The organism is Paenibacillus sp. FSL H8-0260 (assembly GCF_045040625.1).
GTDB classification, from domain to species: domain Bacteria; phylum Bacillota; class Bacilli; order Paenibacillales; family Paenibacillaceae; genus Paenibacillus_AQ; species Paenibacillus_AQ odorifer.
Genome location: NZ_CP150298.1, coordinates 6606567 through 6629857, shown reverse-complemented (window position 1 = coordinate 6629857; position 23291 = coordinate 6606567). Strand labels below are relative to the sequence as shown.

Genomic DNA, 23291 nt, shown 5'->3' with positions numbered 1-23291 from the left:
GATATTAGTAATAGCAAATATATTTTTATATTAACAAATTATTAATTGACATACTAGCTAGAGGTTTATAATATTATCTTTACAAATATTATTTTTGTATTACAAATATTTTGAAGGAGTGTTTAGTTATGAAGGCACCTTATATATATGATGTCAGTCTACCTTCCGGTTACGATGAGAATCGGGTTTATCCGGTTATCTTCACCTTGCATGGCAAAGGTTCCAATGAGAAGAATATGTTCGGGCTTGTTGAGTCCTTGTCTGAAGAATTTATTATTATCGGGATTCGGGGAAATATGATTTTAGGGGCAGGATTTCAATATTATGATCTCAAAAGTCTAGGTCATCCCATCCGCGAGCAGTTTGATCAGGCTGTATCGCAATTGCAGCAGTTTATCGAATACGCCACCGACAAATACCCTATAGATGCTAAACACCGTTATCTGCTTGGCTTCAGTCAAGGAGCCATTTTGTCCATGACTCTCGCGCTTACTATGGGGAATTTGCTTCGGGGAATTGTAGCGCTGAACGGTTATGTTCCGGGGTTTGTGAAGACGGATTATGAGCTGAAGAGTGTGCAGGAGGTATCGGTCTTCATCTCGCATGGTGAATATGATTCTGTATTTCCAATTTCAGTGGGGACAGAAACAGCCGCTTATTTCGAAGGTCTAACCCCATTATTAACCTTTAAAGCTTATCCTTCGGATCATGGTGTATTACCGCAGAATCAGCAGGACCTGATCGCTTGGTTACGGCAGAACTTAGGGAGTGATAAACTATGATACCTTCTTACTTTATTGCCCATGGTGCTCCTTCTCTGGTACTTGATAACAATGCATATACGAAATTTCTTGGGGAGCTCGCTGAGAGGAATGTCAAACCGAAAGCGATAGTTGTATTTTCTGCACATTTCGAAGAACACACACAATCGGTTGGAGTTATGGAGACTTTCGACACCATCTATGATTTCTATGGCTTCCCAGATGAGATGTATCGAATGACTTATCCTGCCAAAGGGGACAATGAGGTTGCACAGCAAATTATGTCTTTGTTCCACAAGAATGGGATTGTCAGCAAATTTAATACAGAGCGTGGACTAGATCACGGAGCTTGGGCTATTCTTAAATTAATCTATCCGAATGCAGATATTCCTGTCGTGTCTTTGTCAGTTAATCGAGAGCTGTCCAATGAACAGCAATATTTAATGGGTAAGGCTTTATCTGAGCTGCGTGAGCAGGATATTATGATTATTGGCAGCGGTGGAACCGTCCATAATTTGCGTAGCGTGAAGTGGGGAATGGAGAACGTCGAGAAATGGGCGGAGACATTCGATGACTGGCTGCAGCACAGGTTGGAAGCTTGGGATACAGAGTCGCTATTTAACTATCAGGAGCTTGCTCCTTATGGCGTTGATGCAGTGCCGACTAATGAGCACTTTATCCCCTTGATAATAGCTATGGGAACTGGCGATAAAGGGAAAGAAGCGAAGCTGCTGCACCGAAGTTATCAGTATGGAAATTTAAGTCTTAGCTGTTGGGAGTTTAATTAAGAAGGAGGCATTAATGATGGACTTGGGACTTCGTGGGAAATCAGTTTTTGTAGCCGCAGCAAGTAAAGGGTTAGGACTCGCAACTGCGCTGGAGTACGCCCGTGAGGGAGCGAAGGTAATGATCGCCAGCAGGAGTATGGAGCAGCTTGTAGACGCACAGAAAGAGATTCAGGCAGCCACAGGACAGCAGGTGAACATGGTTCAGATGGATGTGACTGTCCCAGAGGATATCGTACATGCTATTCAAACGGCTGTAGCCCTAAACGGTGGGCTTGATATTGTAGTGACCAATGCGGGGGGGCCTCATGGCGGAGGTTTCGCTGATATGGTTGACGCGGATTGGAACCAGGGGTTTGAGCTCACACTGATGAGTACCATTCGTTTGATCCGTGAATCACTGCCGCATCTGCGCTCTTCTGGGGCAGGGCGAATCGTTAATATAAGCTCGATTTCTATCAAGCAGCCTATTGAGGGGTTAATTCTTTCCAATGTTTTTCGCGCTGGCGTGTATGCCTTGACCAAGAGCTTGGCTACTGAGCTGGCTGCGGATCGCATTTTAATTAATACGATCGCACCAGGGCGTATTGCAACCGACCGGATTCTTCAACTAGACGGCAAACGTGCACAAGCAGAGGGGATCCCTATGGAGCAGATTCAAGAGGAAGCGCTGCTGCAAATCCCGTTAGGAAGATTGGGCACGCCCGAAGAATTCGGCAAGGCTGCTGTTTTTCTAGGCTCTTTTGCGAATACTTATGTTACGGGACAATCTCTTTTAGTCGATGGAGGAATGGTGAAATCGCTCTAACCTCCGGCGTTATGGGTAGGCTTTGAAAGGTTATGGAAAAATTAGTAATTTGAATATTAGTTGCTTTGTGCTCTAAATAAGCGTATGATGGAGCGGTGGTCTAAATCGTAAGATTTACGAATTTTCCTACGTTTATTAGGTTATTCTATATATAAACCTACAGATCATTTGGATAATTTACCATAAAGGCTCCACGAATTTATTCAGAAGGAGGACGATCAGAATGAGAGAAGGCATACATCCTAAGTACAACCAAGTGATTTTCTTGGATGCAAGCGTAGGCTTCAAATTCTTGAGTGCATCTACTAAATCATCCAATGAAACTATGGAATGGGAAGACGGCAACACTTACCCAGTGCTCCGTGTGGACGCAAGTTCCGCATCCCACCCATTTTACACTGGTAAACAAAGAGATACAGAACAAGGCGGCCGTGTTGACAAGTTCAAACAACGTCTTGCACAAAAGAAATAAGAATCCTTACGGATTGAAGAGGGACAACCCATGTAGAAGCAATCGCTTCGGGGATGTCCCTTTTTTGTGTTCAGGCATGTTAAAATGAGATGAATTTAAAATATACATGGCGTCGAGGGAGCGATCAGTGATGGAAAATGTAATAAAAGTAGATACAGTCCTAAAGAGTGAAGACGTTCAGGAGTTTAACTTATGGTTCAGCTTGAATAGCCGGATTATACTCAACTCTTTTAGCGTAGTCGCTTACTTTATGATTTTGTTATTAATTACTAAGGATTACAGTACTCAAAGCATCTCAATCCTGGCTGTGACTGCTATAATTCTTGCCGCTGTCTTATGGTATATGACCAAGGCAAGCTTGATCAAAAAATCGAAAAAGGCGTTCAAAACAGATAACCTAATTCAGCAACCGCAAAATTATACGATTTCAGATGAAGGCATATCTTATCTTTCCGAAGCGGGCACTGGGCAAGTGAAGTGGGAAGAGATACATAAGATAGGTGAAACTACGAACTTGTTTGTGTTTTTTGTGTCCACACAGAGAGCGCTGATTATCCCTAAACGTTTCTTTGAATCGGCACAAGATAAAATAACATTTAAGGATTTAGCCAGAAAATATATGTTCTCCAATCGGGTGAAATTTAAAGCATAAGATGTGCTGTTATTGTTGATTCATTTGTACCAAGGATTAGGCTATAATGATAGGAGCGACTTGAAAAATAGGAGAAATATGGCATGCCATGGATTCAGGGATATCCGTATTACTTATTAATGGGCAGTGTTCTAAGTCTGTACATGGGCGTCAGCTCCTATCGGCACCGTAAGTTAGCAGGGAGACGCTATTTGTGGATCTTAATGCTGTTAGTCAGCCTTATATTTGTTGCAACGGCGGGAGAGATTATGTCACCCTCTTTTCAGTCTAAGCTGTGGTGGAAGAATGTGCAGCAGGCTCCGCTTTTTTTTAGTGCGCTCTTTACTTATGCTGTGGTAAAAGAATACGTATCTCCTTCCACAGGGCGCCTGCCCGTGAAGCTTGCCATCTTCTCTATCCCTATTGTTATGGATGTACTTCTTATTTTTACGGATAGCTATCATCATCTGATGCGCAGTGAAGTGTCCGTCCTGACGGTCGCGGGTGTTAGTGGAATTGCTGTAAAGCCTACGCTCCTTAGTATGGCTTTTATTGCGTATGATCAGCTTTTTGGGCTATATGCGGTCTGCTTGCTGGCAGTTTCCCTACTGAATACCCCGAGAGTTTATTTGCGGACTAATATCCTGCTGTTGGCGGGTTTGCTGGTTCCGGTTATTTCCGTCTTTTTACTTCCCCTCTTGAAGATTACCATTACAGGTTTTACGGCGTTTACTTATTTGCCTGCGATTATAGCGGCTTATTTCGCACTTTTTGTTAGCTCCAAATTAACCATCTTCCCTCTAACCAAAAACAAAATTCTAGAGCACATGAAAGACGGCGTAGTTCTGACTGACCGTTATGATAATATCATTGGCATAAACGATGCGGCGACTGCTATTTTATACGACATTACCCGAATAGCGAACGATAACTGGATGGGAAAAAACATTGATCTTTTTATGAAATCTCACAAAGACATTGCAGCTCATTACAGTCAGAGGACAGAAGGACAGTTTGAGGTAGTTTGTTCTGGCGCAGGGGAGCTCTGTTATGGGGTTTCTTTAATTGCTACGGAACATGCGGCAACAGAGAATAAGGGTATGCTTATTGTGTTTAGTGATCATAGTGAGAAAAAGCGATATGAGCGTGAACTGGTCTATCAGGCAACGGTTGACGATCTGACAGGGCTTTATAATCGCAGGCATTTCATGCAAAGGGTCCAGATTCAAACGATCCCGGATGGATTAGGGTTGGCTCTGCTGCTATTTGACATCGATGATTTTAAATTAATTAATGATACTTATGGTCATTTAGCGGGCGATCAGGCGTTAGTTGATTTCTCGAATAAAATCCTTCAGGTATACCAGAATAAAGGTATTGCTGGAAGAGTAGGTGGCGAGGAATTTGCTGTATGCTTTTTCGCTGAAGATAAACGTGCAGCCTTAAAAGAAGCAGAGGATTTTCGTACAATGATGAGTGATTACACGATAATCTTGAATGAACAGGATAGCATTCATCTTACCGCAAGTATCGGAATCTCTTTTACGGAGCGTAGAGAGGTGACTTTCGAAGATTTATATCGGGAAGCGGATGAAGCGTTATATCACTCTAAGAATACAGGGAAGAACAGAGTTACGTTAGGTCGTGAACCGATCATAAGAGAAACAGTAAAGGGATAAGAACATTGAAGATAAAGGAGTGTCCTAATGAATCTGACTGTTGATGAAGTGATGAGCAAGCTTGAGGAGATGGGTACAGAGCAGACGAAACATACCTTTTTACGACATGGCGCTGTGGAACCTTTATTTGGAGTAAAGGTAGGAGATATGAAGAAGCTGGTTAAGGATGTGAAAAAAGATCAGAGTCTGGCAAGGGCTTTGTATCAGACAGGCAATTACGATGCAATGTATTTGGCTGGGCTAACGGTCAATCCTAAGACTATGACGAAGGAAGAGCTTCAAAGCTGGGCTTCGGCGGCCAACTGGCATGCGGTAGTGGAATATATAGTATCCCCTCTCGCCGCAGAGAGTCCATATGGATTGGAACTTGCGAGAGAGTGGATTCGTTCCTCAGATGAACTAATAGCTATTTGCGGCTGGAGCACTTATGCCAATTACATTTCAATTACACCGGATGATAAGCTGGACATTGCTGAGATTAGGGAGTTGTTACAACAAGTGGGTGCTACTATTCATCAGGAGCGAAATCGTGTCCGTTATACGATGAATACTTTCGTAATTATGGTGGGCAGCAGTATCACAGAACTGCATGAGGAGACAGCAAAGATCGCAGCAGGTATAGGTAAGGTCCAGGTGAACATGGGACAAACCGCTTGTAAAGTTCCCATGGCTGTTGATTATATTGCTAAGGTTGAACAGGCTGGGAAGCTTGGTGTGAAGAAGAAAACTTGTATTTGCTAAGTTAGATATTTAGGTAACCCTTCAAGGTGAAAGGCACTTGTGGGTTTTTTTTTATTCCGGGAAAAACAAGTGTTTCAACCCTGCTGAAATTGTTTAAATTAGCCACAGCCAAAACTTACATAGAAGAATAAATAAAGCCGTAGTTCAAGTAATCCTTTGTAATGATGTAGAATAGGAAGGGGTTTATAGTTAGAAGACAGGACGGGGGCTAGTTGTGAACAAACGCCGATTTACATTGCAGTATAAAATACTGTCAATTACAGTTTTAATCGTGATCTGTCTATTAGGATTTGTTTTTGTCATGCATGGAAGAATTAATGAGCTGCAGCGGGAGACCAGCTTTATTTCTCATCAGGACCGAGAGATTACTAATTTGGCTAATCTGATCGAAAAGAATGTTTTAGATATGGAAACGGGCCAACGTGGATATGTCATCACTGGCGATAACAAGTATCTGGAGCCCTACAATTTGGGTAAGGCTGAATGGGAAGCTAATTATGATAAGCTTTACGTGCTGACTGCTAATGATTCCTTTCAGCTTCAGCGACTTGTGGGTATCGAAAGTGATATTAAACAGTGGATCAAGCAATCTGGTGATTATTTGATCCAGTTAAAAAAAGAGGGACAGGAAGCTGAGATCCTAAGATACTTCAATTCAGACGATGGCAAAGATCAAATGGACCGGATTCGTAATCAAATCAGCGCTTACCGCGAGACGATGAATGAGAACACTAACAGCCTGATAGCTAGACAAGCAGACAAGAATAAATTTCTGCTTGAGCTTCTTTATATTGCTTGGGCATTTATAGCAGTTACTTCCATAATTGCCTCATGGATCAATTCACGCGCCATCGTTAGTACGATTCATAAAGTTACCCATACGATTGTGGGTTTAGATTCTATCGAGGATAAGAAGACAAGGATAGAGATTACCACAAATGATGAAATTAGAGATCTGAGCATAGCAACGAATCATCTGATAGACATGCAACAAGAGCGGATATGGATTCAAGATAACGCAAACGATTTATTGGCTAGGTATCAGGGTATAACACAAATCCCGAAACTGGGGGACATTTTTCTTGGCAAAACAGCAGAAGTTATTGATTACCCATATGGTTCCTTATATGTGCGGACACAAGAACATGAGCAGGACTTTTTAAAAAGAGTCTCTACTTTTGCCGGAAACAGCAATTTCCCGGATTCGCAGACCTTCTATATCGGTGAAGGACTAGTTGGACAATGTGCTAAAGAGGCACGTCTGATGCATGTACAGGAGCTGCCGGAGTGTTATATCAGTATTGAGTCCGGGCTAGGCGCCTCTGTACCGAAGTCGCTGTTGCTGCTGCCAATTTCTTTCTCAGGTGAGGTAGTTGCTGTGGTGGAAATCGCCTCCTTTGCTCCACTTACGGAACTGCAGATCAGGTTCTTGAAATCTATTTCGAATGCGTTTGGCTCTGCCATTAACAGCACGATTAGCAGTATGAGAATCGATCAGCTGCTGGAGCAATCTCAACGTCTTAACGAAGAGCTTCAAGTATATACGGAAGAACTACAAACTCAGTCAGAGGAGCTGCAGATCCAGACAGAGACGCTGCATGCAACGAATAGAAAGCTGGAAGATAAGAATCTGCTTGCAGAACAAAAGTCAGTTGAGGCAGAAAAAGCACGAACGGAGCTTAGTCAATATGCAGAGTTATTGCAGCAAAGCTCACAATATAAGTCGGAGTTTCTGGCTAATATGTCTCATGAACTGCGAACTCCGCTTAACGGCATTTTGCTGCTCTCGGAATTTCTTATGGAGAACCAGTCGGGAGCCTTAAGTGAAGAGGATATTGAATTCTCAAAAGCTATTCATTCTTCGGGACAAGATCTGTTGGCGTTGATTAATGACATTCTGGATTTGTCCAAGGTTGAGGCGGGGAAGCTGAATATTGAAATTGAAGCGATAAATATATCGGAGATTCCGGAGGCGATGACTCAGAACTTCAGCCAGCTTGCTCATAAAAAAGAGATTCCTTTGCACATACAGCTAGGAGAGGACTTACCCCCGTTGTTTTATTCGGATGCTCAAAGGGTGCGGCAAATTATTATAAATCTGCTGTCCAATGCGTTTAAGTTTACAGCGGAAGGTGCAGTCACTCTGGAAATCCGTTTAGCAACTAAGGACGAGCTGCTGGATTTGGCAGATTTGGGTGTTGGGGTATTTATTGCCTTCGCCATCAAGGATACTGGAATTGGGATTTCAGAAGACAAACAGTCCATCATCTTCGAAGCATTTCAACAGGCGAATGGAAATACAGAACGTCAATATGGGGGAACTGGGCTTGGTTTATCCATATCCAGAGAGCTGGCAACCTTACTTGGTGGTAGAATTACGCTGGAGAGCCAAGAGGGTGTGGGCAGTGTCTTTACAGTGTATTTGCCTTTGCAGCTTGAGGCTCCAAGCCTTGAGGAAGTGGCTGATCAAGCGACTGTTATTCAAGAGATCGGGAGTGGAGTGGTACTTGCCGCTACAACGGCTGAGGATACACTTACTGACTTCACTTCTCTGAATCAAAAGCATGTACTTATCGTGGATGATGATGAACGGAATTTGTTCGCTTTATCAAATACTTTAAGAAAGCGCGGGCTGCATGTAACTACAGCTACTAACGGAGAGAGCGGCCTGTATGAACTGGAGCAAGCGGCTTCTATAGATATCGTTCTTATGGATATTATGATGCCAGTGATGAACGGGTATGAGGCAATCAATCGGATCAGACAAATGCCCGCGAAGAAGGATATTCCCATCATTGCACTGACTGCAAAAGCGATGAAGGAAGATAAGGCTAAAATCCTACAGGCTGGGGCAACAGATTATCTCAGTAAGCCTGTTAACTTGGAGCGTTTATTAGCGTTGATGCAATTGATACTGGCTAGCGATTCATGAGCTAGACCTCCAACTTCGGACAACTCGAGTGAAGTTGCGCGAACGAAGTAACTATAATCTGCTCTGCTATCGGACACAGCTGACCGTTAACGCAGCTTTTTACCACATTTGTAATTCTAACGGACCCCACTGACGCTATTGGCATAAAAAACATCGAATATGCCCCTCTTTTTAATGAATAGTGGCGCTGGAGTCCGAAACGCTGCTCTGAAGGCAGAAAATTCACAAATAACGTCAGCTGGGTCCGTAAGGCTCGCGATTATGATCATCCCAAACTCTGCAGCAAGGCAAGTAAAAGTGTGACCAAGCGTTCAGCCGGCCTTCGTTTACCTCACAAATCGGCTGAAGCGAGTCAGCCAACCTATAGTCTATAACGCAAAACAGCGATCCTCCCATAACGGAAGGATCGCTGTTTTAATGTCTCTTTGGAATATTTTTAATAAGATTCCAGTCTCTCTCTTATTGTTGTGCAGAATCTACTACAACTTTGACAGCTGTGCCGATGGGTGGCAGGCTTCTGGTCAGCACTGGGCTGTAGAATCCGATAACTTTTGTGCCTTTAACAAGCTCGCTGCTTTTAACAGCTTCGCCGTCTTTGTTAATGAGCACTGTGTCTTCGCTAATGCGCAGTACTACTTCTTTTTGTGACAATTCGCTCAGGCCACTACCTTTAACAGTGATACTGATATTTCCCTTATCGTCTTTTTGAACTTCTTCAATAGTACCAGCAGTACCTAGAAGATCATCTTGTTTTTGCTTATCCAGAACGGTGATTTTGTAAGTTGGTGTTTGTGGCGGAAGACTCATAGTCATGACCATGGAGTGTTCTGCTTTTACTGTCATCCCGATATGGAGATCTTTGAGTGCAATTTTAGTGCCGTCAGCCATCTCAATAGCCGTATCTTCCCCTACATTTAATACGATTCCATCCGTACCTACACCTTGGATTTGAACGGATTGGTATTTACCACCATCATAGACTGCTGTAATCACACCAGTCTTAGTCATGTGCTGCTCGGCGGCATTTGTGTTGATCACAATGGAATCTCCCTTCACAGTCATGTTTTGATGAATTACTTCGCTTAAAAAGGAAGCTGGGACATACAAAGTGGAGTCAACCAATTGTGGTGCAGTTCCAAGTGTTGTATTCATTTTGTTGATACTATAACGGTCTTCTCCAGCTTTGACTGTAGTGAATACAGCGCCATTGATAAGTTCAACGGATTTATTCTGTGCATTCCAGGTTAATTCAAATCCAAGGGCTTCAGTAATTGAACGTAGTGGCACCATCGGCTCTTTGCCGCTTGTGCTTTGGAAGCCTGTTTCTTTAATAGTCGATCCGTTGATTTCAATCGCAAACGTCTTTTGATTAACGCTAGCGGAGGTTTGTGTAGCCTCATTTTTAGCAGAAGTTGTGTTGGGTGCAGCATAAGCTGCTCCTGTAGAAAGTGCTAGGGACAAAGTTAAAAGAACTGTACTTGTTTTTAAAATGTTGTTCATGGTTGTGAGCTCCTTTTAAAATCTTTTGTTAGTGTTGTTATTATTCTGACGGGACACCCCTCCAAAATGTTGCAGTTTTATTGCATCCCGATTGTAATCTTCATTCACTGCAAATATAAAAAAAGCATAAGACCCCCCAGCTATATGTAGTAATATGTAAGTATTAACAATCGCTCACATAAGGAGGCGCTATGGAGTCATTCAAAGATCGACTGAGATTCATGAAGGTACAGCAGGACGGGCTGATTAAGGAATATGAGGCTCTGATCGCGGAATATGAAAGTCACGATCTGGTCAACGAGAATGAATACTTGAAGAAGCAATATGAGAAGCATAAGCTCGCTTTGGTCGAGCTAAAGACTCAGGTAGGTAAGCTTCAAGAAGAGAATACTGAGCTAAGAGTTGCGCTAACGGAACAAATTTTAGATGAAAAGCTGGGCATTCTTAAAGTGTCGAGGCAGAAGCTGCAAACTTATTTTGCCTCTAGAAGCCACGCTCATACGGATCGGCTGACGGCTTTTGAAGTGGAGACGAAACGCCATATTCAGCAGCTGTACCACACAGCCTCCAGGCAGCTGGGTGAGGAACAAGCAGAGATATCCAGTCGACTCGGGGCGTTGGCGGCAGAATTAAATGAGCGTGTGCTGGCACAGCGGCAGAGACTGAGGGAAGCGGAGCTTCGCCTCAACTCGGGCATGGATAATGGATTACATGATTTTGCTTCGGAAGAGATCAGTGAAGAGGTGCTTAAGCGCCGAAGAAAACAAAATCAGATCGAAATGAAGATTGGACTAAGCTGGATTAACAAGCTGGGTATTCTGCTGTTGATTTTGGCGGTGGGGGCAGGCTTCCGGTATACCTATTCCAACTGGTTCACAGGTTATATGAAGGGAAGCGCTTTTTTTCTACTGGGGTTATTGATGCTGGGAGGCGGGGAGTGGTTATACCGCAAAGGAAAGGGCACCTTCGCTTTAGGGCTGCTTGGCGGCGGGATTTCGGTGCTGTATGGCTCTATTTTTTATAGCTATTTTCTGCTTGATATTATTAGTATATATGTAGGGTTATCCTTGTCTGTACTCGTTACTTTAACTGCGGTACTCCTGTCTTTAAGGTATGAATCACGGAGTATTTGTGCGCTGGGCTTAATCGGAGGATATCTGCCCTTATACTCTTATCTGGGGGCGTTTGGCCTTTCGGGCAACGCGGTTTATGTGGCTATGGGTTACTTGTTTCTATTGAATTTATTCATCTTATTGATTTCTTTCCGCAAACGCTGGAACGTTGTCAATTATATCAGCTACTTATTTAATACACCCTCCATGCTCATATTAATAGCTTTGTCGGATAGCAACGGAATTAATATGTGTTATGCTGTTTTGACTTTTGCGATGTATCTGGGAATTACCTTGTGGTACCCGTTCAAATATCGTTCCAAGCTGTCCTGGTGGGATTTCTCTCTCTTAGGATGTAATACGTTTATTAGCTGTCTCACCTTGTATATTTTATTTATGGATGCAGGACTGAAGGATTACAATGGTGCACTGGCGTTGCTTTTCTGCCTGCTGTATCTCGGTCTGGGTCGAGGGCTTGAGAAGCTGATGCCACAGGAAAAAGAAAGCATGCTGCTGTTCTATGCCACTTCACTGACCTTCGGCATATTGATGATTCCATTTCAATTTGGAGCGGCTTGGTGGTCCATCGGTTGGCTGATTGAGGGCGTCGTTCTTACGCTGTATGGCAATCTGAACCGCTTTAAGGGGATGGAAAGGGCGGGCTGGGGCATTATGATGCTCTGCCTTGTAGTATTCTTCTGTCTAAATGTACCGACGCAGTGGGTTGCAGACTATCAATGGACGAATTTTAGAGATGTCTACTTCCCGCTAAAATATGTCTTTATCACAGCAGGCATGCTGATTGTCGCGGTGTTGTATGCTGTTCAGCATAACCGTAAGGATGCTCTTCAGCGCAGCGAACCTTATGAAATCACCTTAGCGTTGTGGTTTAAATATGCGGCATTATTAAATTTCTGGATTTACGGCTTGTATGAATCGGGAAGATTGTATCATCTGGTTGTACCGGAGGATTTTGCGCATAGAACCTTCTATTATTTGCTGCTGTCCGCTGTATGGACCTTGGTTCTGGCTTACGTGCTGCCAAAGGTGAAGGTCCTGTATGACACGATTGTTAAATATTTTGTGAGACTTCTGTTTGGGATTGGCTACGTCATTTGTATAGTGATTACAGTAGGTCTGCCAAGTCTGCAAAATAATTTCGCGCAAAATACAGCAGCTGATTATATCGCACTGGCCGTACTGATTATCTTTAATATCTTCGTTTGGTTTAGCGGACGTGATCTGCTGATCGCAGCGCTGAATCGCCAGTTTAAGAGTATGGAGATCTATCCTGTTTTCATGGCGATTTATTTACTTGGCATTATCACCGCTTTCCTAGGAGTGCAATTGCAATTGAGTGATGCAGGGTTAATTTTTAGTCTCATTTATCTACTATTAGCCGTTCTGTTTATCATGTATGGCTTCCGCAAAAGGTATGTGTACATCCGGCGCTTCGGCCTTGGATTAACGCTGCTGGCCACGGGCAAGCTGCTGCTCTATGATTTGGGTCTGCTGAATACTGGCAGCAAAATCATAGCCTATGCCAGCTTTGGCATCTGCTTGCTCGGCATCTCCTATCTCTATCAAAAGGTGTCAAACCGGATGGAGGAGGGCCAGACAACCACCGACAATGGCAATGGTACTAAGGGATAAAACACAGAGAGAATAATAGGAAGGAAGACGGTGGATGTACGAGACTTATATTTTCGACCTGTATGGCACATTAATCGATATTCAGACAGATGAGGAGAAGCAGGAGGTATGGGATCGATTATCGCTCCATTTCGGATATCAGGGGATGTCCATAACAGGAAGTGAGCTACAGGCACAATTTCTGCGGGAGAGGGATTTACAGCTCACCGAAGCCGCACGGAATTGTCAGTATCCAGATTTCGTAATGGAGGATGTGTTTTGTTCTGTGGCCCGTCAATTGGGTGGGGAACCGGATCAAGCGTGGTTACATGAAACGGTTAGATGGCTGCGGACATTATCGATGATCCATATCTCACTTTATGAGGGTGTGGTTGAAATTCTGCAAACATTAAGAGAACATGGCAAAAAGGTGTTTTTGCTCTCCAATGGCCAGAAAACCTTTATAGAAGCAGAATTAACGATGCTGGGTATTCTTCCTTTATTCGATGGTATTGCCATCTCCTCCGAAGCAGGAGTGAGTAAGCCAGATCCGCTATTTTATCGTTATTTAGTTGAACATTATGGAGCGGATTTGCGTTCGGCCATCATGATCGGGAATGATCCCCGTACGGATATTGCAGGGGCGCTAACGATAGGAATAGATTCCTGTTACATTCGTACGGCTTCTTCACCCCACGATACGACTGTGGAGAGTACTCAATCGATTTGGGACGGGGATTTGCGGAAGATCCCCGGATGGAACGCTTAGACACACAAAAAGTCCCCGTAACCGGATTCTTGCTGACCGGTTACGGGGACTTTTGTATGTCGGGCGTTCGTGACTAGAGCGCCGGTAATTTATTTAGATTACACCTTCAGCCAGCATAGCGTCGGCCACTTTTTTGAATCCAGCGATGTTCGCTCCTGCAACAAGGTTGCCGGACTGTCCATATTGCTCGGATGCATTTACAGATTGTTCGTAGATGGAAACCATGATTTCATGCAGCTTCGTATCTACTTCTTCAAAGCTCCAGGACAACCGCATGCTGTTTTGTGCCATTTCAAGCGCAGATACAGCTACGCCGCCAGCATTAGCAGCTTTAGCAGGTGCGAATAGTACGCCAGCTTGTTGGAACTGATGAATAGCTTCAAGGGTGGATGGCATATTGGCACCTTCGCCTACTGCTTTTACACCATTCTCAATCAGTTTCAATGCCATGGCTTCATCAATCTCATTCTGAGTAGCACTCGGAAGGGCGATATCACAAGGAATGGTCCAAATTTGCGTGGAATCTTCAGTATACACAGCGTTAGGATGCTCATTCACATATTCACTAATCCGTTTTCTTTCGACTTCTTTCAGGCGGCGGACAGTTTCGAGGTTAATCCCATTTTCGTCATAGATATATCCGGCGGAATCACTACAAGCTACGACTTTAGCGCCTAGCTGTACAGCTTTTTCGATCGCATAGATCGCTACGTTACCAGAACCGGAAACAACAACGCGGCTTCCTTCAAAAGAAAGGCCTTTTGCTTTCAGCATCTCGTTTACGAAATAAACTGTACCGTAACCAGTAGCCTCTGTCCGAGCCTGACTTCCGCCGTAACCAATACCTTTACCAGTCAATACGCCAGCCGGATATCCTCCGCGGATCCGCTTGTATTGTCCGTACATGTAGCCGATCTCACGACCACCTACACCGATATCTCCTGCAGGAACGTCTTGGTCAGGACCGATGTAATTTTGCAATTCAGTCATGAAGCTTTGTGCAAAACGCATGATTTCGCCTTCGGATTTACCTTTAGGATCAAAGTCGGAGCCGCCTTTACCTCCGCCGATGTGTTGGCCGGTAAGAGCATTTTTGAAGATTTGCTCGAAACCAAGGAATTTGATAATACTAGCATTAACGGATGGGTGAAAACGAAGTCCACCTTTGTAAGGTCCAATTGCACTGCTGAACTGTACACGATATCCACGGTTAACTCTGACCTTACCTTGATCGTCTGTCCAAGGAACACGGAACATAATCAAACGTTCTGGCTCAACCAATCTTTCCAGAATGGCATTTTCCTGATACTTAGGTTCAGCAGCGAGGATTGGAAGCAAAGATTCAAGGATTTCCTTTACGGCCTGATGAAATTCGGGCTCAAAAGGATTACGCGCAACAACCTGTGCGTATACGTCTTCGATATAACGATGTGCCTTGTTGCTGTTTGTGTCTAATTGCTGGGTAGATACAGAGCTCATGAATTCAACCGCCTTTTCTAGTATTCATTTGGTCCAACACTTTTTTTATATTTTGGCACAAGTCAATGTTCCTCACAACTGTTTTTATTAAATAACTTACTTCAAGTGGAACGTTATAGACGCTGGGATGATAAGAAAAGTGTGAATAAACCGCGGTATACTTCGCGTAATGACGCGTTAAAGCGCGAAATATGCTACAATGATTGTGTAATAATTGTAAGGAGATGAAATTTAAAAAATGAGTGACAAAGTAAATGAGCAGGAGCTAGTAAATGTATTATCTGCCAAAACCAAAGTGGAGCCGCAAATCATCCGCTTAGTATTGAAGCATGAACAGACCTTTATCAATAAAGCCAAGGCGAACGCCAAGGGTGAGGTAGACATCGACAGCGATGATCTGGTCGACTATGTCACTGCCCAACGTGATGTGAAGCTGGATGAAATCACAGTAGAGACCATTCTTGATGCAGAAATGGATTACTTGATGGATAAAGGATTGGCAGGTTATATCGACTAACATGGGTGTTCGTCCGGCTCGGCTGCTGCTGTTTATAGGCAATAAGAGCCGGAGTGAAAATTAAATAGGCATACGCATTGCTTTTAGTGATTTAGTGTGGTACAATGAAATCAATCATAAATTTAACCCTTAATTCACATATTGTAAAAGGTTATCATTTGTGCGTATGAGTCCTTTTCCAATGTGTGAATTTTTATTTGTTCGTACACTACGTAGGAATAAAAGGACATGTGTTAAATAAAATATTGGAGGTAATATCATGCAAACAGGTACAGTGAAATGGTTTAACGCAGACAAAGGATTCGGTTTTATCGAGGTTGAAGGTGGAAGCGACGTATTCGTACACTTCTCCGCAATCACAGGCGACGGATTTAAATCTTTGGACGAAGGCCAACGCGTTGAGTTCAACGTAACTCAAGGCGCTCGTGGACCACAAGCCGAAAACGTTGTAAAACTGTAGTTTAAAAATCAGGCTGCCCTTAACACAAGTTGAGGGCAGCTTTTTTTATTTTCATAGTATGAATCTGCCCCTAATAGGGTAGCGATATCGTCTCGATTCGATCCAAGGAGGGGTACTTATGTATTTTCGTAAAAAAGCACTGGAGGAACTTCCGCAAGAAGACACAGCTATTTGGTCCTGTACCAAGGAAGGTTGCACAGGTTGGATGCGCGATAATTTCGCCTTTCAATATGTACCTACCTGCTGGCAATGCAACTCTCCCATGACTAGAAGTATGAAGATACTGCCAACGCTTGTGAATACGAATGCAGACATGAAGGCCATGAAGAAGGGCATTTCGATTAAGTAATCGAAGAAGCTAATATACTCAAACAGCTGGACCCTTGGACGGGAGCAGCTGTTTTTTTTGTTTGAGTATTTTATTTACTGTGCAGTAATTTCTCCCATTCCGTTAAGGTTATGTTCTCTGAAATATGCTTCAGATGTTCAGGAACCTCTACGTGGCACATAAATTCCAAGCTGTTGCCGTCAGGGTCGTTGAAGTAGACAGAAGCATTTCCTTGATAAGCCCGGATAAAAGGCTCAACAGAAGTCCGGTTGCGGAACGGAACAGCCTCTACACCAATCGATTCCAGCCATTGCAGTGATTGCTTCAAATCCTCGTAAGTGACACGGAAGGCAATATGCCGCAAGGACGGATGGTATGGGGTTTGGACCTCCTGGCCTTCCCAAAGACCAATCCAGCTTCGACCTTCCTCGATCCAGAAGAATACAGTTTCTTCATCCCGCCAAGCCATTTTCAGACCTAATTTTTCATAAAATTCGATGGATACTTCAAGATTGCTTACTGGTAAATGTGCTTCATATAGTCCTTTGATCATTGGATAGCACCTGCCGGTCTGCCGATTTTGCGGGCTAAGTTCAGGAATGCTTCTAATACTAGGTGGATGCGATCTTCGATTTCTCGCCCGCCCTCGTATCCGTCGTACCCGACCTCGAAACGCTTGCGTTGCAGTCCACCGATGGAGATCCAGTCTGGTGTATTGATGCCATGCAGGTTGCGTACGATGGCTTGCAATTGAAGTAATGAGCTTATCCCTACCGCTCCCCCGGCTGAACTGGCGGATAACACAACTTTACCGTTGAAATGCGCCTGGCCTAGATGATCAATCGCATTTTTTAATACGCCACTTACCGAGCCGTGATATTCCGGAGTAACCAAGATTACTGCATCCGCTGCTAACATCTCTTGTTTAAGCTCGTTTAAATGTTCATGCTCTGTGTAAACCTCGTCTGGTGAATAAAAGGGAAGTGGGCGTTTGTAGAGATCAAACACGGTAACCTTTTCTCCTTGCTGACTAATGAAATGGGCGGCATGTTCTGCCAGCTTCGTGCTGGTTGCTTCTTTTCGATTACTGCCTGTCAGGATCATCACTTTCATCTGTATCCACTCCTATGTGAGGTCAGTTGCTATAAACCAATGATAGTTGAATCGGCCTCTGTTAACATCAGCACATGGAATGAACATACATAATAAAAACGCTCAGCCATTGTGCTGAGCATCTAAGACTAAAGTTGTAGAGGAGTTTTGATTCTAGGCGTTATAGCCGCCTTTCAATGCGAAAATGGCAGCCTGAGTCCGATCCGCTAAGTTTAGCTTTCCGAGAACGTGGCTGACATGGGTCTTAACGGTTTTTTCGGTGATGACCAGCTTGCTGGCAATCTCTTTGTTGCTCATACCGAGCGCAATCAGGTCTAATACTTCTTGCTCGCGTGGGGTAAGAAGCTCTAATCCGGTGATCGCAGCAGGTGTTGTGTTTGGGCCGTTCGGATCGGAAGTGTTAAGTTTCAATTGCTCTAGTGTAGAAATCGCCATTAGATTCATCAGTTGGCTGGCAGCCTCGGAATGTAGCTCCACTTGCCCGTTATGTACCTTACGGATCGCAACTACCAGCGCTTCTGGTTCTATATCTTTAAGCAAATAACCTTTGATTCCTACGCGGATAGCCGGGAGTACATGATCCTGATCCGAAAAGGAGGTCAATACAATGACCTTGACCTGCGGGTGGGAGATCCGCAGTGCTTGAGCGGTCTCAATGCCGTCCATAATGGGCATATGCAAATCCATTAATATGACATCCGGGTTCAAATCAGCTGTTCTTTCCAGAGCCTCGCGGCCGTTGGAGGCCTCCCCAATCACCTTGATATCGGGTTGTGTGGAGAGAAATACTTGCAGCCCACGGCGTACCATTGCATGGTCGTCTACTAATAATAAGTTTATCGTCATTTATGATCACCCGTCTTCATGTAGATTGGATGGGCAGAGGTATGGTTGCCTCAACCGTTGTGCCCTGATTTTCCACACTGTGGATATGAATACGACCGGAGAGAGCTTCTGCTCTTTCCTTCATAATATGCAGACCAAGAGATTCATTAGTGTCTGTGTTAGAACGCCGTTTGGCCCCGCCTTTACCTTGGTCGGCAACGCTCAGTACCACCTCGGCTGCATTCAGATGCAGAGATACCTCCGCTTTAGAGGTTCCGGAATGCTTCCGTACATTATTGAGTGCTTCTTGGCCAATGCGCCACAGCCCTTCCTCCACGTTGCGGGGAAGTTCGTGAACACCGCTCCGTTGCGTCTGTATCAGCAGCCCTAGCTGCTGGCCATGAGCCTGCAACGCAGTCAATAAACCGGCTTCCAGTCCGGCAGGCCGAAGCTGCATAATTAATGCACGCATTTCTTTGAGTGCAGACTGGGATAAAGCTTGAATATCGCGGACAGCCTCAGTAGCAGGATGGGAGACATGCTCCTGCTTCAGCATACTTTCCACGCCTTTGGCGGTCATTGAGAGGGAGAAGAGGATCTGGTTCACGGAGTCGTGCAGGTCACGGGCCAGACGATTCCGCTCGTCAAGACGCGCAATTTCGCGGCGTTTCTCTCCAAGCTGAGCACTTTCCAATGTAGCGGAAATATGCTCAGCGACAGCCTCAAGCACCTCTCCATCCGCAGTTGCGGAGGCTAGTGCTTTGGGTGAGGTGATCAGTAGAATTCCTGCACCTTGTGCGGCAATCTGCCGAAAGGGCACAGCGAGCATCACGACACGCTCCGCGACAGGTTGTTTAGAACAGCAGGACTTCGTAATTTCCTGCTCTTCATCAGGGGTTAATGTCGCAAAGCGTTGTCCTTTTGTGATATCTCCTAGACGTACTTTAAAAGAATCCGAGAGCTCGAAGGGAGCTATTTCCGGCGTTATATTAGCCGCATAGGCAGCATGGACTTCGAATTGTCCCTCATGCTGCCCGATAATCGCTGCAAAGGGCCAATCGAAATAGTCGCCAATCAGGGCGGCGCTTTTCTCGATCAGAATACTGGGCGAGATACATTGGTTGGCGGTTAGATTTAAAGCTGCGCTGAATTCGCCTAATTTGGCGTACAGATTCGCGCGGCGCTGCTCGGTGCTATATAACTGCATCCGTTCTATAGCACTGCCAATTTGCAAAGCCACGGATTGCAGCAAAGCCAGCTCGCTGTCGGCGTAATGTGCTTTGCCTGGTGCGGCCACATTCATAAGTCCCAAGTAACGCTCACCTGAATGCAGCGGGACGGTGGCGTGGTGGGTGATGCCCAGCGTGTCGCCCCAGTTATACTGCCTGGCGTTACTCAGCCGCTTGCAGCTTAGAATGTTAACGGCATGCTCGAGCCGACCGTCCCATAGGCGGCTTAGGCACCAGCAGCTTCCGCACTGCATTGGTTGTTTATTGTCGCGCTGTAGTGCAGGTGGCAGGCCTCGATCAGCGGCACACTCATATTCCATGTATTCTTCGCTCAGGAAGATCCAGCCTGCAGTGTTTCCGGTTAACTCAAGTAGCTTGCCCATGACTGTGTCGAGCATGGGTCTGAGCTCATTGGAACTGTTTAAAGTCTCCGCAATCGTTTTGAGCGTCAGTAACTCATGGATTCCGGTTTCCTCCGGCATGAAGTTCTCTCCTTTAGCTTTGTGAATTATGTTCTATCTATTGTAACGTAGAATGGTTCCTTCATTCTCAAATTTTATGTAATGTTGGCGTAAATAAATAGAAGGTTCCTTAAGATCTGATATGACCTTAAAGAACCCTCTGTATATACATATTAATTTACAGCTGCAGGAGTAGCGGAAGGTGTACAGTGTTCTGGAGCTTCGTGTTCGATAAGTCCATGTTTCTCCCAAGCTCGGCTCTTCCAGCGGAAATACATAATGACGGCTCTCACCCACTCATCGACCGCAGTAGCAATCCACACGCCGGCTAACCCGAGATCAAGTTGGAACACCAGGAAATAACCAAGAGGTAAGCTCATGCAGACCATGGAGATCAGTCCCATATATACAGGGAATTTGGCATCGCCCGAGGCACGTAAAGAGTTAATGATAACCAGATTGGTTGTGCGCCCGGTTTCCAGGAAGAAGCTAAGCAATATGACCTGCGCCCCCATCCTAATGATGTTCTCATTGTCTGTGAAAAGCCCGAATAGCGGTACCCGGAAGAAAATCACCACAGCATCTATTATTACGGTAACCAGCAACGCCCACTTTACACTGGTGAACACACGCTTATAGGCTTCATCAGGTCGTCTAGCTCCCACGAGATGTCCTACAACGATGGAAGTTCCCATAGAGACAGCTACACTGAATAAATAAATATAATTGGAAATATTAAGCGCGTACTGGCGGGTAGCCATAGCTTCAGCGCCTAAATAAGTAATATACAGTGTGAATACAAGCTGGCACGACTGATAAGTGATGGATTCAAAAGCGGACGGGATGCCGATTTTGAGAATTTGCAGCACGTATTTTTTAGAAAGATGAATGTAATAGGTTACTTTCACCCGTACCTCCATCACTCTGTAGAGCAGCAGGAAGAATAGGATCAGGCAGATAAAGCGACTCATCACTGTTGAGATAGCCGCACCCTCCACACCTAACGCCGGAAGTCCGAAATGACCATAAATGAGCAGGTAGTTGCCCACTACGTGAATGATATTCATCAGCAAGGATACGACCATCGTCTGTTTGGTGAAACCGTGAGTACGGATAGTAGTCGCCAGAGCATTAATTAATGCTTGCAGAAAAATACCGCCCCCAACAATATTCATATAGGCTTTGGCGTAAATGAGGATATCCCCTTTTACATTCAGCGCAGTCAGTAGCGACCCTCCGAATATCAGCAAAAACGTACTTAGGAGAATGCCGACTAACAGGTTTAGGGTAATAGCATTGCCGGTCACTTGAGCGGCTTCCAGAGGTTTTTTGGAACCGAGATATTGGGAGACCACAATAGCTGCGCCATTACCAATTACACTGAGGACTAAAATTGCTATCGCAATGATCTGATTCGCTGCGCCGACACCAGACACGGCATCGTCGGACACTGAACTGATCATAAAAGTATCCACACTGCCCATGAGCATAAAGAGGAATAGCTCGAGGAAAATCGGCCAGGTCAGTTTGACCAGGTTGAATTCCTGGTGATTATTTTGCTTCATTGTGCACCTTCTTATATTATGATGTACTTCCTAAAATTTCATAAACAAACTGTAATATTAGCACAGCTTTCATGGAAATGCAGTATTTTTACAGAAAAATGACAAAACGTTTTTAATTTAAGTCGAAAAGAGCCCTTTAACCGCACATTAGTATCCTCCAGGTAACTACATCACAATAAAGTGCCTACTTCCCTAAAGGGATGTAAGGAACTACAATTTGTACATGACTTACTAAAATATATTAATAAGGAGTGCAAATAAATATGAAATTACAATTAGCGTTGGATTTAGTGGACATTGCGGGAGCGAAAGAGGTTGTCTCAAAAGTTGCCGAATTTATAGATATCGTTGAAATTGGAACACCTATCGTTATAAATGAAGGGTTACATGCAGTGAAGGCAATCAAAGAGGCTTTTCCAGCTTTGACTGTGTTGGCAGATTTGAAAATCATGGACGCAGGTGGATATGAAGTGATGAAGGCCGTGGAAGCGGGCGCGGATATCGTTACTGTACTTGGTGTTTCTGATGATTCTACCATTAGAGGTGCAGTGGAGGAAGCGAAGAAAACCAATAAAGAGATTCTAGTTGATCTGATTAATGTGAAGGATATCCAAACAAGAGCGGCTGAAGTAGACGCACTTGGCGTAGACTATATCTGTGTACACTCTGGATATGACCATCAAGCGGAAGGTAAAAATTCTTTTGCAGATTTAAATGCGATTAAGAGTGTGGTTAAGCAGGCCAAAACAGCTATCGCTGGAGGGATCAAGCTAAGCACACTTCCAGAAGTGATCGCCGCGAACCCTGATCTTGTCATCGTTGGCGGAGGCATCACAGGTGAAGCGGATCAAAAGGCTGCCGCAGCAGAAATGAAACGTCTAGTTAGTCAGGCTTAAGATTACAATGGATACAATGAAATATGCGCAGCAAATTATAGAGGAGCTCCAGCGCTCCATATCTCAGCTTGATGAAGAAGAGACTGAGCGAATGGCTGAGCTGCTGCTTCAGTCCAATAAGATCTTCGTGGCTGGAGCGGGCAGATCTGGACTGATGGGACGGGCCTTTGCTATGCGGTTAATGCATGTTGGTAAAGAGGCTTATGTTGTAGGCGAAACGGTGACTCCGGGGATTGAACAGGGGGATGTGTTAGTCCTCGGTTCCGGTTCTGGTGAGACGAAAGGGTTGATCTCTATGGCTGAGAAAGCCAAAGGGGTGGGTGCAGAAGTTGTTGCCGTTACCATTGCGCCGGATTCGACGGTTGGACGTTTAGCGGGCTATACAGTGAAGCTGCCGGGATCTCCAAAAGATCCGGCCAGTGGAAGCTACAGCACGATCCAGCCGATGGCTTCTTTATTCGAACAGACGATGTTGGTCTTTTATGATGCTATTATTCTGCGAATGATGGAGAAGACGGGGCAGACGAATCAGCAAATGTTCGGCAAGCATGCTAATTTAGAGTGAACGTACAGAAACGAATGCCTTCTTATAAGGA

22 protein-coding genes are annotated in these 23291 nt (G+C 44.5%); 15 read left to right on the top strand and 7 right to left on the bottom strand.

Features of this window, described 5'->3' with window-relative positions; all coding sequences use genetic code 11:
- Positions 1 to 128: 128 nt before the first annotated feature.
- The 8 genes from MHI51_RS29455 to MHI51_RS29420 all read left to right on the top strand — a co-directional run bounded on the left by MHI51_RS29455 (position 129) and on the right by MHI51_RS29420 (position 8809).
- Complete coding sequence (locus MHI51_RS29455) at positions 129 to 782, top strand: alpha/beta hydrolase (RefSeq protein WP_076218251.1); 654 nt, start codon at positions 129 to 131, stop codon at positions 780 to 782.
- On the top strand, positions 779 to 1549 hold the full coding sequence (locus MHI51_RS29450) for a class III extradiol ring-cleavage dioxygenase (protein WP_076218250.1): 771 nt from the start codon (positions 779 to 781) through the stop codon (positions 1547 to 1549). The genes MHI51_RS29455 and MHI51_RS29450 overlap by 4 nt, the downstream gene beginning before the upstream one ends.
- 16 nt (positions 1550 to 1565) lie before the next feature.
- Entirely contained in the window at positions 1566 to 2354 is a 789-nt protein-coding gene (locus MHI51_RS29445; RefSeq protein ID WP_076218249.1) for an SDR family oxidoreductase, read from the top strand.
- A 223-nt stretch (positions 2355 to 2577) separates the two neighbouring features.
- The gene (locus MHI51_RS29440; protein WP_036682161.1) at positions 2578 to 2826 is read left to right on the top strand and encodes a type B 50S ribosomal protein L31; all 249 of its coding nucleotides are present in this window, start codon (positions 2578 to 2580) and stop codon (positions 2824 to 2826) included.
- Between the two features lie 130 nt (positions 2827 to 2956).
- On the top strand, positions 2957 to 3478 hold the full coding sequence (locus tag MHI51_RS29435; protein WP_076124082.1) for a YcxB family protein: 522 nt from the start codon (positions 2957 to 2959) through the stop codon (positions 3476 to 3478).
- Positions 3479 to 3561: 83 nt separating this feature from the next.
- A complete protein-coding gene (locus MHI51_RS29430; protein WP_339245411.1) occupies positions 3562 to 5136 on the top strand; it encodes a diguanylate cyclase in 1575 nt (524 codons plus the stop codon).
- A gap of 33 nt (positions 5137 to 5169) precedes the next feature.
- Positions 5170 to 5877, top strand: coding sequence for a DNA alkylation repair protein (locus MHI51_RS29425; RefSeq protein WP_076218263.1), 708 nt, complete (start codon positions 5170 to 5172; stop codon positions 5875 to 5877).
- Positions 5878 to 6091: 214 nt separating this feature from the next.
- Entirely contained in the window at positions 6092 to 8809 is a 2718-nt protein-coding gene (locus MHI51_RS29420) for a CHASE3 domain-containing protein (RefSeq protein WP_081386188.1), read from the top strand.
- 459 nt (positions 8810 to 9268) lie between these two features.
- Here MHI51_RS29420 and MHI51_RS29415 read toward each other — a convergent pair whose 3' ends face one another.
- On the bottom strand, positions 9269 to 10309 hold the full coding sequence (locus MHI51_RS29415; protein WP_342410274.1) for a stalk domain-containing protein: 1041 nt from the start codon (positions 10307 to 10309) through the stop codon (positions 9269 to 9271).
- 191 nt (positions 10310 to 10500) lie between these two features.
- Here MHI51_RS29415 and MHI51_RS29410 point away from each other — a divergent pair, with 191 nt between their 5' ends.
- Together MHI51_RS29410 and MHI51_RS29405 are read left to right on the top strand one after the other, a co-directional pair.
- Positions 10501 to 13074 (top strand): DUF2339 domain-containing protein, encoded by a 2574-nt coding sequence (locus MHI51_RS29410; RefSeq protein WP_076276270.1) that lies wholly within the window; start codon positions 10501 to 10503, stop codon positions 13072 to 13074.
- A 34-nt stretch (positions 13075 to 13108) separates the two neighbouring features.
- Positions 13109 to 13822 carry an HAD family hydrolase gene (locus tag MHI51_RS29405; RefSeq protein ID WP_076219645.1) on the top strand — a complete coding sequence of 238 codons (714 nt, stop codon included), beginning with the start codon at positions 13109 to 13111 and terminating at the stop codon, positions 13820 to 13822.
- Between the two features lie 93 nt (positions 13823 to 13915).
- Here MHI51_RS29405 and gdhA read toward each other — a convergent pair whose 3' ends face one another.
- A complete protein-coding gene (gene gdhA / locus MHI51_RS29400) occupies positions 13916 to 15301 on the bottom strand; it encodes an NADP-specific glutamate dehydrogenase (protein WP_036682144.1) in 1386 nt (461 codons plus the stop codon).
- Positions 15302 to 15539: 238 nt separating this feature from the next.
- Here gdhA and MHI51_RS29395 point away from each other — a divergent pair, with 238 nt between their 5' ends.
- From MHI51_RS29395 to MHI51_RS29385, 3 genes are all read left to right on the top strand, one after another.
- Positions 15540 to 15818, top strand: a complete 279-nt coding sequence (locus tag MHI51_RS29395; RefSeq protein WP_076276269.1) for a hypothetical protein — start codon at positions 15540 to 15542, stop codon at positions 15816 to 15818.
- 259 nt (positions 15819 to 16077) lie between these two features.
- Entirely contained in the window at positions 16078 to 16278 is a 201-nt protein-coding gene (locus MHI51_RS29390) for a cold-shock protein (protein WP_019914790.1), read from the top strand.
- Between the two features lie 118 nt (positions 16279 to 16396).
- A complete protein-coding gene (locus MHI51_RS29385) occupies positions 16397 to 16627 on the top strand; it encodes a cold-shock protein (RefSeq protein ID WP_036682139.1) in 231 nt (76 codons plus the stop codon).
- A 70-nt stretch (positions 16628 to 16697) separates the two neighbouring features.
- Here the strand turns inward: MHI51_RS29385 and MHI51_RS29380 are convergent, their stop codons facing one another.
- The 5 genes from MHI51_RS29380 to MHI51_RS29360 form a co-directional block, all read right to left on the bottom strand.
- Positions 16698 to 17159, bottom strand: a complete 462-nt coding sequence (locus MHI51_RS29380) for a VOC family protein (protein ID WP_076276268.1) — start codon at positions 17157 to 17159, stop codon at positions 16698 to 16700.
- On the bottom strand, positions 17156 to 17719 hold the full coding sequence (locus MHI51_RS29375) for an NADPH-dependent FMN reductase (RefSeq protein ID WP_076276267.1): 564 nt from the start codon (positions 17717 to 17719) through the stop codon (positions 17156 to 17158). Before MHI51_RS29375 ends, MHI51_RS29380 begins: the two co-directional genes overlap by 4 nt.
- 153 nt (positions 17720 to 17872) lie before the next feature.
- A complete protein-coding gene (locus MHI51_RS29370) occupies positions 17873 to 18565 on the bottom strand; it encodes a response regulator transcription factor (RefSeq protein WP_076219648.1) in 693 nt (230 codons plus the stop codon).
- A gap of 16 nt (positions 18566 to 18581) precedes the next feature.
- Complete coding sequence (locus MHI51_RS29365) at positions 18582 to 20255, bottom strand: GAF domain-containing sensor histidine kinase (RefSeq protein WP_076219649.1); 1674 nt, start codon at positions 20253 to 20255, stop codon at positions 18582 to 18584.
- Positions 20256 to 20407: 152 nt separating this feature from the next.
- A complete protein-coding gene (locus tag MHI51_RS29360; RefSeq protein WP_076124068.1) occupies positions 20408 to 21799 on the bottom strand; it encodes an MATE family efflux transporter in 1392 nt (463 codons plus the stop codon).
- 263 nt (positions 21800 to 22062) lie between these two features.
- Between MHI51_RS29360 and hxlA the strand changes: the two genes are divergently transcribed.
- Both hxlA and hxlB read left to right on the top strand, forming a co-directional pair.
- Complete coding sequence (hxlA, locus tag MHI51_RS29355; protein ID WP_036682127.1) at positions 22063 to 22695, top strand: 3-hexulose-6-phosphate synthase; 633 nt, start codon at positions 22063 to 22065, stop codon at positions 22693 to 22695.
- Positions 22696 to 22702: 7 nt separating this feature from the next.
- Positions 22703 to 23260, top strand: coding sequence for a 6-phospho-3-hexuloisomerase (gene hxlB / locus MHI51_RS29350; protein WP_036682124.1), 558 nt, complete (start codon positions 22703 to 22705; stop codon positions 23258 to 23260).
- The last annotated feature ends 31 nt before the right edge of the window (positions 23261 to 23291 follow it).

Coding starts and splice junctions, on each gene's coding strand:
- hxlB (WP_036682124.1), top strand. CDS start 22,703: ATGGATACAATGAAATATGCGCAGCAAATTATAGAGGAGCTCCAGCGC.
- MHI51_RS29395 (WP_076276269.1), top strand. CDS start 15,540: ATGAGTGACAAAGTAAATGAGCAGGAGCTAGTAAATGTATTATCTGCC.
- MHI51_RS29450 (WP_076218250.1), top strand. CDS start 779: ATGATACCTTCTTACTTTATTGCCCATGGTGCTCCTTCTCTGGTACTT.
- MHI51_RS29390 (WP_019914790.1), top strand. CDS start 16,078: ATGCAAACAGGTACAGTGAAATGGTTTAACGCAGACAAAGGATTCGGT.
- MHI51_RS29365 (WP_076219649.1), bottom strand. CDS start 20,255: ATGCCGGAGGAAACCGGAATCCATGAGTTACTGACGCTCAAAACGATT.
- MHI51_RS29370 (WP_076219648.1), bottom strand. CDS start 18,565: ATGACGATAAACTTATTATTAGTAGACGACCATGCAATGGTACGCCGT.
- MHI51_RS29375 (WP_076276267.1), bottom strand. CDS start 17,719: ATGAAAGTGATGATCCTGACAGGCAGTAATCGAAAAGAAGCAACCAGC.
- MHI51_RS29360 (WP_076124068.1), bottom strand. CDS start 21,799: ATGAAGCAAAATAATCACCAGGAATTCAACCTGGTCAAACTGACCTGG.
- MHI51_RS29430 (WP_339245411.1), top strand. CDS start 3,562: ATGCCATGGATTCAGGGATATCCGTATTACTTATTAATGGGCAGTGTT.
- MHI51_RS29455 (WP_076218251.1), top strand. CDS start 129: ATGAAGGCACCTTATATATATGATGTCAGTCTACCTTCCGGTTACGAT.
- MHI51_RS29405 (WP_076219645.1), top strand. CDS start 13,109: ATGTACGAGACTTATATTTTCGACCTGTATGGCACATTAATCGATATT.
- MHI51_RS29435 (WP_076124082.1), top strand. CDS start 2,957: ATGGAAAATGTAATAAAAGTAGATACAGTCCTAAAGAGTGAAGACGTT.
- MHI51_RS29440 (WP_036682161.1), top strand. CDS start 2,578: ATGAGAGAAGGCATACATCCTAAGTACAACCAAGTGATTTTCTTGGAT.
- hxlA (WP_036682127.1), top strand. CDS start 22,063: ATGAAATTACAATTAGCGTTGGATTTAGTGGACATTGCGGGAGCGAAA.
- MHI51_RS29410 (WP_076276270.1), top strand. CDS start 10,501: ATGGAGTCATTCAAAGATCGACTGAGATTCATGAAGGTACAGCAGGAC.
- MHI51_RS29415 (WP_342410274.1), bottom strand. CDS start 10,309: ATGAACAACATTTTAAAAACAAGTACAGTTCTTTTAACTTTGTCCCTA.
- MHI51_RS29445 (WP_076218249.1), top strand. CDS start 1,566: ATGGACTTGGGACTTCGTGGGAAATCAGTTTTTGTAGCCGCAGCAAGT.
- gdhA (WP_036682144.1), bottom strand. CDS start 15,301: ATGAGCTCTGTATCTACCCAGCAATTAGACACAAACAGCAACAAGGCA.
- MHI51_RS29380 (WP_076276268.1), bottom strand. CDS start 17,159: ATGATCAAAGGACTATATGAAGCACATTTACCAGTAAGCAATCTTGAA.
- MHI51_RS29385 (WP_036682139.1), top strand. CDS start 16,397: ATGTATTTTCGTAAAAAAGCACTGGAGGAACTTCCGCAAGAAGACACA.